Genomic DNA, 13,633 nt, shown 5'->3' with positions numbered 1-13,633 from the left:
ACAGATGTAGTCGACTGCACTACGCCTGTAGTCTGTCCGGGTGACCGATCGCCGGCAGCTCCTGCTCGACGCCGCCATCCGGGTGCTCGGCACCGGCGGGCCGCGCCAGCTCACCCACCGGGCCGTGGACGCGGAGGCGGGCCTGCCCGAAGGCTCGGCGTCCAACCGGTTCCGCACCCGGGAGGCGCTGGTCACCGGCGTCTTCGACCGGCTGGTCGAGGTGGAGACGGCGGCCTGGCAACGGCTCGCCACGGACCTGACGCCGGGCGACGTCACCGCGTTCGCCGCAGTGGTCGGCCGGCTGATCCGGGAGTTCACCGACCGGCAGCGGGTGGTCACGCTCGCCCGGTACGCGCTGTTCGTCGAGGCGGCGGTGCGGCCCGATCTGCGCCCGGCCATCGAGGCCGCCCGGGCACGGCTGGCCGGCTGGGGGGAGCCGCTGCTCGCCACGCTCGGCTCGGCCGATCCGCCGGCTCACTTCCGGATGCTGCTGGCACTCGTCGACGGGCTGCTGAGCAACCAGCTCGCCTCCCCCGATGACGGCTTCGACCCGGAGTCGGCCGTCGCCACGCTGGTGCGCGGATTCCGCACCGGCTGATCCTGGTCGCGCCGGTCTGCTCGCGCCTGGCGTCAGTCCGCCGTGTCAGGAGCCGGTGTCAGGTGGCGCCTCCGGCGGCCAGGCAGGCCAGCGTCGCCTCGCCGAGCGTGGTGAGGCGCTGCGGGACGGCCGAGGAGGGCGGGAACGGCTCGATCCACCCCGGACCGGCAGCGAGCACGCGTACCCCGGGCAGGTCCCGCCGCAGACGGACCAGGCGGTACGCGCGGCCGGTCAGCGGCGTCTGCGACCAGACCACCACCACCCGCGGACGGACCCGGACCACGGCACTGGTCAGCGCGGACCACGGCAGCGCCGGGCCGAGGTGCAGCGCGCCCCGGCCGCGTTCGCGCAGCGCCGCGGCGAGCGCGTGCAGCCCGAGGCAGTGCGTCTCGTGCTCGGCGCCTGCGAGCAGCACGCCCTGGGCGGGAAGCGGCCGGGACGGCTCACGGCCGAACACGTCCAGGCCGACGCGTACCCCCTCGGAGAGGGCGTGCTCGACGGCGATCTCGGCGGCGCTGTCGCCGCGCAGCGTGCCGAGCAGCGGCAGGCAGACCTGTTCCCAGGCGGGCACCACCCCGGCCTCGGCGGCCAGGTCGAGCACCAGCCCGGCGACCCGGTTGTCGTCCAGGTCCTCGGCGGCGGCGGTCAGCCGTTTGCGGGCCGTCTCGACGGCCCCGGCCGGCATGTTCTCGGTCAGCAACGGACGTACCCCCGGGTAGCTCTCCTACCCTGGGGTTCGTCCGCACGGCCCGATCCGGATGCGCCGGCGGCGAATCCGGCCGGAGCCCGGTCAGTCCGGGAACGTGACGACCCAGCGGGCGCCCTCGCCGCGGGCCAGCCGCTCCAGCGCCGCGGGCGCCTCGGTCAGCGGCACCGTGCCGCTCACCAGCGGCCCCAGGTCCAGGTCACCGGCGGCGAGCGCGGCAGCCAGCTCCGGGACCTCCCGGTCCGGGTCGGTCGAGCCGTACACCGAGGAGCGCAGCGTGCGCGCGGAGTGGAAGATGTCCAGCGCGGAGAGGCTGAGCATGTCGTCCTTGCCGCCCATGCCGACCACAGTGACCGCTCCCCCGCGCCGCGTCGCCCGCCAGGCGGCGCGGATGGTGACGGACCGGCCGACGCACTCGAACGCGTGGTCCACGCCGCGCCCGTCGGTGCGGGCTCGGATCTCCTTGCCCAGCCGGTCGTCGGAGCGCAGGAAGTCGGTGGCCCCGGCGGCGAGCGCGAGGTCCCGCTTGGCCTCCACCACGTCCACGGCGAGGATCGGCGCCGCGCCGGCCCGCCGCGCGGCGGTCAGCACGGCCAGGCCCACTCCGCCGAGCCCGATCACCGCCACCGACTCGCCGGGGGCGACCCGTGCGGTGTTGCGGACCGCGCCGACGCCGGTGAGCACCGCGCAGCCGAGCACCGCGGCCTGCTCCGGCGGCAGTCCGGCAGGCACCGGTACGGCGGCGTGCTGCGGCACCACCACCTCCTCGGCGAGCGCGCCGAGCCCGAGCGTGACCTGAAGGGGCTCACCGGCGGCCGTCTCGCCGCGAGGTGTCGACGGGTTGGGGTTGGCGGCGCAGAGCCACGGTTCGCCGTGCCGGCAGTGCCAGCAGTCGCGGCAGGCCGGCGCCCAGTTGAGCACCACGGGCGTGCCGGCCGCGAGCGTCGTACCGGGTCCGGCCTCGGCCACCACACCCGTCGCCTCGTGCCCCAGCACCAGCGGGTACGCGGGCGCCAGCGTGCCGTCCACCATGGCCAGATCGGAGTGGCAGATGCCGGCGGCGCGGATGCGTACCCGCAGCTCGCCCGGGCCGGGCGCGGGCAGGCGTACCTCCTCGACCGCCGGTGTGGCGCCCCGGCCGCGTACCACGAGCGCCCTCACCGCTGGATCGCCTTCAGCTCGGTGAACTCCTCCACGCCGTACGCGCCCAGCTCACGGCCGAGGCCGGACTGCTTGTAGCCGCCGAACGGGGCGAGCGGGTTGAACGCGCCGCCGTTGACGTCGACCTGGCCGGTACGCATCCGCCGGGCCACTGCCAGCGCCGCGTCGGAGTCGGCGGACCAGACCGCGCCCGCCAGCCCGTACCGGGAGTTGTTGGCGACGGCGACCGCCTCGTCGGTGTCGGCGAACGGGATCACCGCGAGCACCGGCCCGAACACCTCCTCCTGGGCGAGCGCGCTGTCCGGGTGCACGTCGGCGAAGACGGTGGGCGCGACGAAGTGACCCTGCGGCGGCAGTGGCGCGTCCGGGCCACCGGCGACGAGCCGGGCGCCGTCGGCGAGCGCCCGGTCGACGTGGTCGCGTACCCGCCGGGCCTGCGCGGCGGAGGCGAGCGGGCCGAGCCGGGTGGCCGGGTCGAACGGGTCGCCGAGCCGGTAGCCGGCAACCGCCGCCGCGACCAGGTCCAGCGCCTCGGCGTAGCGGTCGCGGTGTACGAGCATCCGGGTCCAGGCGGTGCAGGTCTGCCCGGAGTTGAGCAGCGCGTTGCCGACGCCGACCTTGACCGCGGTGGGCAGGTCGGCGTCGGCCAGGATGACGTTCGCCGACTTGCCGCCGAGTTCCAGCGACACCCGGGCGATCCGCTCGGCGGCCAGGTGGGCGATGCGCCGGCCGGTGGCGGTGGAGCCGGTGAACGAGACCAGGTCGACGTCGGGGTGCGCGGCGAGCGCCTCGCCGACCACCGGGCCGGTGCCGGGCACCAGGTTCACCACGCCGGGCGGCAGCCCGGCGTCGGTGATCGCGTCGAACAGCAGGTACGCGGTCAGCGGCGTCAGCTCGCTGGGCTTGAGCACCACTGTGCAGCCGGCGGCGAGCGCGGGCGCGACCTTGGCGACCACCTGGTGCAGCGGGTAGTTCCACGGGGTGATCGCGCCGACCACGCCGACCGGCTCCCGGACGACGAGCGAGTTGCCGACCGTGTGCTCGGCCGCCGGGCGGGCTGCCAGGTCGACGATGCTCCGCAGCACCGTCAGCGGCAGGCCGGCCTGGACCCGGGTGGCGAGCTTGAGCGGGGTGCCCAGCTCGGTCGCCACGGTGCGGGCGATCTCGTCGGCGCGGGCGGCGAGCGCGCTGTGCAGCCGGTCCAGGTGCGCGGCCCGCTGCTCGGGGGCGGTGGCGGCCCAGCCGGGGAACGCGGCACGGGCGGCGGCGACCGCGCGGTCCACGTCGGCCGGTGTGCCGGCGGGCACCTCGCCGACGATGCTCCCGGTGGCCGGGTTCTCCACCGGGATGGTGTCGCCCGACGACGGGTCGACCCAGTCACCGGCGACGTGCAGGTGGCGGCGCGTCAGCAGGGCGGGAGGGGCGGCGGCGAGATCCATGGCGTCCTTCGGGGGCGGCGGAAACTAGCGGTGGGAGTTTCGACGCTACTCCGGACCGCCGACCCGTTCCAGCGGGGCGACGGTGGCGGCGTACTCGGCGGCGAGCCCGTGCAGCAGCGCGTCCAGGCCGAGCGTGAACGCGCCCTCGTCCACGCTGCGCTGGTGGCCGGCGAGCCGGTGCGCCTGGTTGAGGTGCGGGTGCGCGGCGTAGAGCGAGGGGTCCTCGACGAAGCCGCGGGCGAACGAGCCGAGCGCGGACCCGGCCACGAAGTAGCGCATCGCGGCGCCGATGTGGGTGGCCCGCGCGGGCGGCCAGCCGGCCCGGACCAGCGCGCCGTAGACCGCGTCGGCCATGGCGAGCGCGGCCGGACGGCGGCCCGGCCCCTGCGCCAGGTACGGCACGATGTTCGGGTGCGCCGCCAGCGCGGCCCGGTACGAGCGCGCCCAACGGCGAAGCGCGTCGAGCCACTCGCACTCGTCGAAGACGCCGATGTCGACTGTCGCCGCGACGCCGTCGGCCACCGCGTCGAGGATCTCCTCCTTGGTGGCGAAGTGGTTGTAGAGCGAGGGGCCGCGGACACCGAGCGCGGCGGCGAGCCGCCGGGTCGAGAGCGCGTCCAGCCCGTCGGCGTCGATCAGCGCCAGCGCGGTCTCGACGATCCGGTCGCGGGTGAGCAGGGCCTGTCGGGGTCGGGGCACCTGGTCATCATCCTCCCTTCGACATCGGGTCTGGACGCGGGAAAACTTCCAGCGCTAGTTTAGAGCCAGTCGACCTGAGGGGGCACCGTGGACTTCGCACTGTCCGACGAGGAACGCGCGATCCGGGACACCGTTCGCACGTTCGTCACCCGCGAGGTGATGCCGCTGGAGGCGGAGGTGCTGCGCCGCGAGCGCGCCCACCAGCCCGGCCTGGACCGCTCCGAGCTGCGCGAACTCCAGCTCAAGGCGAAGAAGTTCGGCTTCTGGGGGCTGGCCACGCCGGAGGAGTACGGCGGGATGGACCTGCCGGCGGTCATGCAGTCGCTGATCTGGACCGAACTGGGCCGCAGCTTCGTGCCGTTCCGCTTCGGCGGCGAGGCCGACAACATCCTGTTCCACGCCACCGAGGAGCAGAAACGCGAGTTCCTGATCCCCACCATCGAGGGCGAACGGATCTCCTGCTTCGCCATCACCGAGCCCGGCGCGGGCTCCGACGCGGCGAACATCAAGCTGCGCGCCCGCCGCGACGGCGACGACTGGGTCCTCGACGGCGAGAAGACGTTCATCACCAACGGCAACGACGCCGACTTCGCCATCGTGGTCGCGGTGACCGACCCGGAGAAGGGCGCCCGCCGCGGCGGCGCCACCGCGTTCCTGGTGGACCGCACGATGGGCTGGCGCTCCGAGTTCATCCAGACCATGGGCGAGGGCGGCCCCGCCTCACTGATCTTCGACGGCGTACGGGTGCCGCACCGCAACATCCTCGGCGAGATCGGGCAGGGCTTCACGCTCGGCATGGAGTGGATCGGCAAGGGCCGCTACACCATCCCGTCGCACGCCATCGGCATCGCCGAACGCGCCCTCCAGATGGCCATCGACCACGCCAACACGCGGGAGACGTTCGGCGCGCCGATCGCCACCAACCAGGCCATCCAGTGGATGATCGCCGACTCGGAGACCGAGCTGGAGGCGGCCCGCTGGCTGATCCTGCGCTCGGCCTGGACCGTCGACCAGGGCCTCGACCCGCGGCACGCCTCCTCCATGGGCAAGCTCTACGGCGCCGGCATGGTCAACCGGGTGGTGGACCGGGTTCTGCAGATCCACGGCGGCATGGGCTACACCCGTGAGCTGCCGATCGAACGCTGGTACCGGCAGGTCCGGCTGTACCGGATCTTCGAGGGCACAGACGAGATGCAGCGGCTGATCATCTCCCGCGACCTGCTGCGCGGCTACACGAAGATCGGCGGCCACCTGGCCTGAGCAGTCAGCCGGTCAGCGCCTCGACCGCCCGGTCCACGTCCGCCTCGGTCGTGTAGAGGTGGAACGAGGCGCGCACCCGGCCCGCCCGTACCGCCGCGCGCACCCCGGCGCGGGCCAGCCGCTCCTGCGCGTCCGGCACGTCCACGCTGACGATCGCGCTGTCGCCCGGCGGCCGGCCCAGCCCGGCCAGGAACCGGTTGGCCAGCCCCACGTCGTACGCGCGCACCGCCTCCGGGTCGAGGTCGGCGAGCAGTTCCAGCGCCGGGGCGGTGCCCGCGTAGCTGAGCCACGGCGGCGCGATGTCGAACCGGCGCGCATCGTCGGCCAGGCGCAGCGGCAGCCCGTAGTAGGAGGCGTGCGGCTCGCGGCCCGCGTACCACCCGGCCGCGTCCGGGCGCATCCGCTCGCGCAGCGCCGGGGCCAGGTAGGCGAAGGCCGATCCACGCGGCGACATCAACCACTTGTACGCCCCGACCACCACCGCGTCCGCCCGGTCCGCCGCGAACGGCAGCCACCCGCACGCCTGCGTCGCGTCGGCCACCACGAACGCGCCGTGCGCCCGGGCCGCCGCGACGATCTCGTCGTACGGGAGCACTGTGCCGTCGGCGGACTGCACCACGCTGAACGCCACCAGATCGGTGTCGGCGTCGATCGCGTCGACCAGGCCGGCCAGCGGCACGGTGCGTACCCGCACGCCGCGGTCCTGCTGCACCAGCCACGGGAACAGGATCGAGGTGAACTCGGTCTCGGGGACCACCACCGTCGCGCCCGCCGGCAGCCCGGCCGCGATCGGCGCGACGAGTTGTGACGCGCTGGCGCCGATGCTCACGTCGGCGACGTCCACACCGGTCAGCCGGGCGAACGCGGCCCGGGACCGGTCCACCGACTCCTCCCACACCTCGAACGACACCCGCCCGGTCCGCCAGTCGGCGAGCACCCGCTGCACGGCGTCCCACACCGGCTCCGGCGGCAGTCCGTAGGTGGCCGTGTTCAACCAGCCCGGCTCCGGCTGCCACAACTTCTGCGCCTGCTCCAGCTCCATGCCACCGACGCTAACCACCCCCGCCCCCACCCCGGCACCGCCAATCCCACCCCCGTGGCCCCACCCCGCCCGAGCCCGCCCGAGCCCGCCCCACCCCGCCCGAGCCCGCCCGCGATCTTGCACTTTCGGCCCCGGCAAATCGGGGCAAACCAGCGATCCGCAGGGCCGAAACCGCAAGATCGCGCGGCAGAAGCAGGGGCGCGAGGGCGGGCGGGGACACGACGCACCAGCACACCCGCCCGGACGATCATGAAGTTGGCGGTGCCGGCTGTCCGAATTGTCGCCGCCAACCTCATGATCGTCGCGGTGGGAGGGGCAGTGGGAGGGGGTCAGGTCGGTGGAGGGAGGTCGGGCAGTGCGGCGGCCATCTCTGCGCGGACGCGGGGCAGCGGCCACCCGGCCAGGTCCCGCAGGGAGTGGTGGCGGCGCAGGTGTCGTACCGCGGTCAGGCCGACCAGGTAGCCGCAACGCTTCGGCAGGCCGCCGGCCAGCGGCGAGTCCCGCATCAGGAAGTACGGGGCGTGGTGGTCGGCGTCGGTGGCGTCGAGGTCGGCGCGTACCCGGCGCAGGATCTCCGGCCACCGGCGGCGGCACTCGACGAGCCACCGCCGGTGACCGGGGCGGCCGAACCAGAGGTACTCCTCGTCCGGCCGGCCGGCGTCCAGTTCCGCCGTGACCTGCGTGGCGAGCCCTTCGGTGAACAACGCGTTCGCCACCCCGCACTCGGGCCAGTCGCGGATCGCGGCGCCGCGGTCGTGCACCACGTGCGCGGCCTCGTGCCGCACCAGCAGGTCGAGATCCTCCGGCGGCCCGAGCTGTTCCACGGCGAGGAAGAGCGCGTACCTGCCGTTCAGCTCTCCGGCCCAGCCGTTGGCCTGGTTCAGCCCGACCAGCACCACGCACTCGACCGGCCCGCCGTCGCCGGACCAGCCCAGCGCACCGGCCACCGCCGTGACGCCGTCGGGCAGCAGCGCGCGTACCCTCTCGGCTCGTGCCGCCAGGTCGGCGGCGCGGCCGCGGAGCCCGTCCAGGACGGATGCCACGCCGGCGGCGTCGGACCAGTCGCCGTCGCGGCGCAGCACCCGGACCACGTCCGGATGCGCGGCCAGGTAGTGCGCGCTCCACGGCTCCGGCGACGCGGACCGGCGCCCCTCGGCGCAGGCGAGGAAGTCGGGCACCAGGTCGCGGACGCGCAGCAGGTCGGCAGGCGGCATCCGCCCGATGCTGCCCGGCCGTGGCCCGCCGGGCAACACCGCGACGGTACGGGGGCAGCTCACGCCCACCGGGCCGAGGAGTGATCGCCGAGCGCGGTGGACACCGCCTCCGGAACGGGCCGGGGCGCGGCGGCGGGCGGCCCGCGGCGGGCGGCGCGACTGCCGGAGATGCCGCACGCCTGAAGGAAGTCTTCAGCAAAGGGTCCGTTGATGCAAGGTATCGACATAGACGAACGTCACGCTATAGGGTGCGGCGAACCGGCGACGTGAGCCAGTCGCCCCCTGTAGTGGACGAGGAGTGCCTGTGACGATTCGGAGACCCTCGCGTCGGGTGAGCCACCTGCTCGGCGGCGCCATGATCCTCATGATCGGCCTGACCGGCCAGCCGGCCCAGGCCGCGCCACAGCACGGCGCGCAGCCGCTCGCCGCCGCCTTCGACCGGGCCGCCACCGCCTCCGACGTGCCGCGCGACCTGCTCGCCGCGCTCGGGTACGCCGAGACCCGCCTGGACGGCCACGGCGGCGAGCCCAGCGTCTCCGGCGGATACGGCGTGATGCACCTGACCAGCAACCCGAAGGTGCGGACCCTCGACGAGGCCGCGCGCCGGACCCGGCTGGACCGCGCCGAACTGCGTACCCGGGACGCGGCGAACGTGGCCGGCGCGGCGGCGGTGCTGCGCTCCTACGCCGACGAGGCCGGGCTCACCGCGGCGCAGCGCGACGACGTCAACCAGTGGTACGGCCCGATCGCCCGCTACGGCGGCTCGACGGACGCGGCCACCGCCCGGCTGTACGCGGACTCCGTGTACGACCTGCTCGCCAGGGGCTTCATCGCGACCACGGCCGGCGGCGAGGTCAGCGTGGACGGCCGTCCGGTCGCACCCCAGCGGGGCCGGTACGCCGACGTCGCGCCGCTGGGCACCGGCGACTTCGGCACCCTGAGCACCGACTACGGCCCGGCGGCCTGGGTGCCGGCCAACTCGTCGAACTACACGGTCTCCAGCCGCGAGTCGGCGTACCCGATCAACTACATCGTCATCCACACCATGCAGGGCAGCTACGCCGGCTCGATCAGCTGGTTCCAGAACGCCGCCGCCGGCACCAGCGCGCACTACCTGCTCCGCTCCTCCGACGGCGCGGTGACCCAGATGGTGCGGGACAAGGACATCGCCTGGCACGCCGGCAACTGGACCTACAACACCCAGTCGATCGGCATCGAGCACGAGGGGTACGTCGACAACGCCTCCTGGTACACCGACGCGATGTACCGGTCGTCGGCGGCGCTGACCCGGTTCCTGTGCGACAAGTACGGCATCCCGAAGACCCGCAACAACATCATCGGGCACAACCAGGTGCCGGGCGCCACGCACACCGACCCCGGTCCGAACTGGAACTGGACCTACTACATGCAGCTCGTCACCGGCGGCACCACGCCCCCGCCGACCACTTGGTCGACGGTCGTGGACAACACCACCGCCGGCCGGTTCACCGCGAGCGCCAACTGGAGCACCTCGACGTACTCGGCGCAGCGCTACGGCGCCGACTACCGGTACGCCAACCCCGTCGCGGCCAGCGACGCCGCCTGGTACAAGGTGAACATCCCGGCGACCGCCACCTACCGGGTGGAGGTCTGGTATCCGGCCGTCGCCGGCTACAACACCAGCACGCCGTACATCGTCGCGACCACCAGCGGCAACCAGACGGTCTCGGTGAACCAGACAGCCAACGGCGGTACGTGGCGCTCGCTGGGCACGTTCACCCTGGCCGCCGGGGACGCCAACAAGGTGGGTGTCAGCCGATGGTCCGGCAGCACCGGGTACGTGATCGCCGACGCCGTTCGCATCACCCGCGTCTAGCCCGGTACGTCCCGCAGGCGCTCGGCCCGGTCAGCTCACGTTGGCCGGGCCGAGCACGCTCTTCAGGTCACCCATCAGCGCTGTGGTCGGCGCGACCCGGAACGGGCCGAGGCGCAGCGTGGTGACCTTGCCGCCGTTGAGCAGCTTGACGTGCACCTCGGTGTCGCCGGGGTGCAGCACCAGCGTCTCCTTGAGCCGTTCCACGAGCGGCGGCGTGCAGCGGTGCACAGGGATGGTGAGCGTGATCGGCTTGCTCCCCGGGGTGCTGCTGACGTCCGGCATGGACATGTCCATCGCCATGATGCGCGGGGTGTCGTCGCGCCGGTCCACCCGGCCCTTCACCACCACGATCGCGTCCTCGGCGATGTACTGCCCGATCACCTCGTACGTGTTCGGGAAGAACAGCGTCTCCACGCCGCCGGCGAGGTCTTCGAGAGTGGCCGAGGCCCAGGCCCGGCCCTGCTTGGTGACCCGGCGCTGCACGCCGGAGAGGATGCCGGCCAGCGTGACCACCGCGCCGTCGGGCACAGTGCCCTCCTCGGACAGCGCGGCGATCGTGGTGTCCGCCGCAGCGCCGAGCACGTGCTCCAGACCGAAGAGCGGGTGGTCGGAGACGTACAGGCCGAGCATCTCGCGCTCGAACGCGAGCTTGTCGCGCTTGTCCCACTCCCCCTCGCCGATGACCGGCATGACAGTGGTGCTGCCACCGGTGTCCGCCTCGCCGAATCCGGCGCCGAACAGGTCGTACTGGCCGACCGCCTCCTTGCGCTTGACGTCGGCGTACGCGTCGATGGCGTCGGCGTGCACCGCCAGCAGGCCCTTGCGCGGATGCTGGAGCGAGTCGAACGCCCCGGCCTTGATCAGCGATTCGATGGTCTTCTTGTTGCAGACGACGGCGTCGACCTTGGACAGGAAGTCGTAGAAGTCGGTGTAGTCGCCCTTCTCCTCGCGGCACCGCATGATCGAGGCGACCACGTTCGCACCGACGTTGCGTACCGCGCCGAGACCGAAGCGGATCTCCTTGCCGACCGGGGTGAACGGCCCGGCCGAGGTGTTCACGTCCGGCGGGAGCACCTGGATGCGCATCCGGCGGCACTCGGACAGGTACAGGGCCATCTTGTCCTTGTCGTCACCGACGGAGGTGAGCAGCGCGGCCATGTACTCGGCCGGGTAGTGCGCCTTGAGGTACGCGGTCCAGTAGGAGACCAGGCCGTACGCGGCGGAGTGGGCCTTGTTGAACGCGTAACCGGCGAACGGGACCAGCACGTCCCACACGGCCTGGATGGCCTCGTCGGAGTAGCCGCGCTCGCGGCAGCCGTCCCGGAACGGGATGAACTCCTTGTCGAGGATCTCCTTCTTCTTCTTGCCCATCGCCCGGCGCAGCAGGTCGGCCTGGCCGAGCGTGTAGCCGGCGAGGATCTGCGCGGCGCGCTGCACCTGCTCCTGGTAGACGATCAGGCCGTACGTGGGTGCGAGGATCTCGCGCAGCGGCTCCTCCAGCTCCGGGTGGATCGGGGTGATCTCCTGGAGCCCGTTCTTGCGCAGCGCGTAGTTGGTGTGCGAGTCAACGCCCATCGGGCCGGGCCGGTAGAGCGCCAGGACGGCGGAGATGTCCTCGAAGTTGTCCGGCTTCATCAGCCGCAGCAGCGAGCGCATCGGCCCGCCGTCGAGCTGGAACACGCCGAGCGTGTCACCGCGGGCCAGCAGCTCGTACGCCTGCCTGTCGTCAAGCGGCAGGCCGAGCAGGTCCAGCTCCCGGCCGTGGTTGAGCTGGATGTTCTTCACCGCGTCGTCGATGATCGTCAGATTCCGCAGGCCGAGGAAGTCCATCTTCAGCAGCCCGAGCGACTCGCAGGTCGGGTAGTCGAACTGCGTGATGATGACGCCGTCGGAGTCGCGCCGCATCAGCGGGATGTGCTCGATGATCGGTTCGGCGGACATGATGACGCCGGCGGCGTGCACACCGGTCTGCCGGATCAAGCCCTCGATGCCCTTGGCGGTCTCGATGACCTTCTTGACGTCCGGGTCGGACTCGTAGAGGCCCCGGATCTCGCCCGCCTCGGCGTAGCGCGGGTGCTTCGGGTCGAAGATGCCGGACAGCGGGATGTCCTTGCCCATCACCGCCGGGGGCATGGCCTTGGTGATCCGGTCGCCGACCGCGTACGGGAAGCCGAGCACGCGGGCCGAGTCCTTGATCGCGGCCTTCGCCTTGATCGTGCCGAACGTGGCGATCTGCGCGACCTTGTCCTCGCCCCACTTGTCGGTCACGTATTTGATGACCTCACCGCGCCGGCGCTCGTCGAAGTCGATGTCGACATCGGGCATGGAGACGCGTTCGGGGTTGAGGAACCGCTCGAAGATCAGGCCGTGCGGGATCGGGTCGAGGTCGGTGATGCCCAGCGCGTACGCCACGAGCGAGCCGGCCGCCGAGCCGCGCCCCGGGCCGACCGCGATGCCCTGGCTCTTGGCCCACTGGATGAAGTCGGCGACCACGAGGAAGTACGACGGGAAGCCCATCTGGATGATGACGCCCAGCTCGTACTCGGCCTGGACGACGTGGCCCTCGGGGATGCCGCCGGGGAAGCGGCGCGCCAGGCCGGCGAAGGTCTCCTTGCGGAACCAGGATTCCTCGGTCTCGCCCTCGGGGATCGGGAACCGCGGCATCAGGTTGTGGAACGTGAACATGCCGGCCGGGTCGACCTTCTCGGCGACCAGCAGCGTGTTGCGGCAGCCCTGCTGCCACAGCTCGGAGGAGTCGACGGCGCGCATCTGGTCGGCGGACTTGACGAAGTAGCCGCCGCCCTCGAACCGGAACCGGTTGGGGTCGGCCACGTTGCTGCCGGTCTGGACGCAGAGCAGCACGTCGTGCGCCTCGGCCTGCGCCTCGTGTGTGTAGTGCGAGTCGTTGGTGACCACCGGCGGGATGTCGAGCTTGCGGGCGATCTCGGTGAGCCCGTCGCGGACCCGGCGCTCGATGTCGAGGCCGTGGTCCATGATCTCCAGGAAGTAGTTGTCCTTGCCGAAGATGTCCTGGTATGCGGCCGCGACCTTGAGCGCCTCGTCGAACTGGCCCAGCCGCAGCCGGGTCTGCACCGCGCCGGACGGGCAGCCGGTGGTGGCCATGATGCCCTCGGCGTGCTCGGCGATCAGCTCCATGTCCATCCGGGGCCACTTCACGTAGTGGCCCTCCATGGAGGCGCGGGAGTTGAGCTTGAACAGGTTGTGCAGGCCGTCGCGGTTGGCCGCCCACATGGTCATGTGGGTGATCGCGCCGTTACCGGAGACGTCGTCGCTCTTCTGCTCGGGGCGCCCCCACTTGACCCGGGCCTTGTGGAAGCGCGACTCCGGCGCGACGTACGCCTCGACGCCGAGGATGGGCTTGACCCCGGCGTCCATGGCCTGCTTGTAGAAGTCGTTCGCGCCGTGCATGTTGCCGTGGTCGGTGATCGCCACCGCCGGCATGCCGAGCCGCGCCGCCTCGGCGAAGAGGTCCTTGAGCCGGGCCGCCCCGTCGAGCATCGAGTACTCGGTGTGTACGTGCAGATGCGCGAACGAATCGCCCATGCGTGGCGCCCCCCGGGTTGTGGATCAAGCTGCGTCGGAGTCGACCGACCCACCCTACCGAGGTGATCGTGCGGGCTCCACCGTCCGCGCCGAGG

10 protein-coding genes are annotated in these 13,633 nt (G+C 72.6%); 3 read left to right on the top strand and 7 right to left on the bottom strand.

Annotation, left to right across the window (positions count from 1 at the left end; translation table 11 throughout):
* Positions 1 to 40: 40 nt before the first annotated feature.
* Entirely contained in the window at positions 41 to 598 is a 558-nt protein-coding gene (locus ML5_RS11950) for a TetR/AcrR family transcriptional regulator (protein ID WP_013474867.1), read from the top strand.
* Between the two features lie 58 nt (positions 599 to 656).
* Here the strand turns inward: ML5_RS11950 and ML5_RS11945 are convergent, their stop codons facing one another.
* The 4 genes from ML5_RS11945 to ML5_RS11930 all read right to left on the bottom strand — a co-directional run bounded on the left by ML5_RS11945 (position 657) and on the right by ML5_RS11930 (position 4,603).
* Positions 657 to 1,298 (bottom strand): transcriptional regulator, encoded by a 642-nt coding sequence (locus ML5_RS11945; RefSeq protein WP_225319660.1) that lies wholly within the window; start codon positions 1,296 to 1,298, stop codon positions 657 to 659.
* 90 nt (positions 1,299 to 1,388) lie between these two features.
* Entirely contained in the window at positions 1,389 to 2,465 is a 1,077-nt protein-coding gene (locus tag ML5_RS11940) for a zinc-binding dehydrogenase (protein WP_225319659.1), read from the bottom strand.
* Positions 2,462 to 3,904, bottom strand: a complete 1,443-nt coding sequence (locus tag ML5_RS11935; RefSeq protein ID WP_013474866.1) for an aldehyde dehydrogenase family protein — start codon at positions 3,902 to 3,904, stop codon at positions 2,462 to 2,464. The genes ML5_RS11940 and ML5_RS11935 overlap by 4 nt, the downstream gene beginning before the upstream one ends.
* A gap of 45 nt (positions 3,905 to 3,949) precedes the next feature.
* Positions 3,950 to 4,603 (bottom strand): TetR/AcrR family transcriptional regulator, encoded by a 654-nt coding sequence (locus ML5_RS11930; protein ID WP_013285453.1) that lies wholly within the window; start codon positions 4,601 to 4,603, stop codon positions 3,950 to 3,952.
* Positions 4,604 to 4,690: 87 nt separating this feature from the next.
* On the opposite strand from ML5_RS11930, the gene ML5_RS11925 reads away from it, so the two are divergent.
* The gene (locus ML5_RS11925) at positions 4,691 to 5,863 is read left to right on the top strand and encodes an acyl-CoA dehydrogenase family protein (RefSeq protein ID WP_013474865.1); all 1,173 of its coding nucleotides are present in this window, start codon (positions 4,691 to 4,693) and stop codon (positions 5,861 to 5,863) included.
* Between the two features lie 4 nt (positions 5,864 to 5,867).
* Here ML5_RS11925 and ML5_RS11920 read toward each other — a convergent pair whose 3' ends face one another.
* Complete coding sequence (locus ML5_RS11920; protein WP_041784502.1) at positions 5,868 to 6,905, bottom strand: aminotransferase class V-fold PLP-dependent enzyme; 1,038 nt, start codon at positions 6,903 to 6,905, stop codon at positions 5,868 to 5,870.
* 329 nt (positions 6,906 to 7,234) lie between these two features.
* The gene (locus tag ML5_RS11915; protein WP_013474863.1) at positions 7,235 to 8,119 is read right to left on the bottom strand and encodes a hypothetical protein; all 885 of its coding nucleotides are present in this window, start codon (positions 8,117 to 8,119) and stop codon (positions 7,235 to 7,237) included.
* Between the two features lie 913 nt (positions 8,120 to 9,032).
* Here ML5_RS11915 and ML5_RS33240 point away from each other — a divergent pair.
* A complete protein-coding gene (locus ML5_RS33240; RefSeq protein ID WP_369752250.1) occupies positions 9,033 to 9,974 on the top strand; it encodes an N-acetylmuramoyl-L-alanine amidase in 942 nt (313 codons plus the stop codon).
* Between the two features lie 30 nt (positions 9,975 to 10,004).
* On the opposite strand, the gene dnaE is transcribed toward ML5_RS33240, so the two are convergent.
* Positions 10,005 to 13,538, bottom strand: a complete 3,534-nt coding sequence (gene dnaE, locus ML5_RS11905) for a DNA polymerase III subunit alpha (RefSeq protein ID WP_013285448.1) — start codon at positions 13,536 to 13,538, stop codon at positions 10,005 to 10,007.
* Positions 13,539 to 13,633: the final 95 nt, after the last annotated feature.

It is taken from the genome of Micromonospora sp. L5 (genome assembly GCF_000177655.2).
Lineage (GTDB): Bacteria > Actinomycetota > Actinomycetes > Mycobacteriales > Micromonosporaceae > Micromonospora > Micromonospora aurantiaca.
This window is presented reverse-complemented; position numbering and strand designations above follow the sequence as displayed.

Bases quoted from the DNA above. Each gene is read 5' to 3' on its own strand.
- ML5_RS11935 (WP_013474866.1), bottom strand. From the start codon at position 3,904: ATGGATCTCGCCGCCGCCCCTCCCGCCCTGCTGACGCGCCGCCACCTG.
- ML5_RS11920 (WP_041784502.1), bottom strand. From the start codon at position 6,905: ATGGAGCTGGAGCAGGCGCAGAAGTTGTGGCAGCCGGAGCCGGGCTGG.
- ML5_RS11915 (WP_013474863.1), bottom strand. From the start codon at position 8,119: ATGCCGCCTGCCGACCTGCTGCGCGTCCGCGACCTGGTGCCCGACTTC.
- dnaE (WP_013285448.1), bottom strand. From the start codon at position 13,538: ATGGGCGATTCGTTCGCGCATCTGCACGTACACACCGAGTACTCGATG.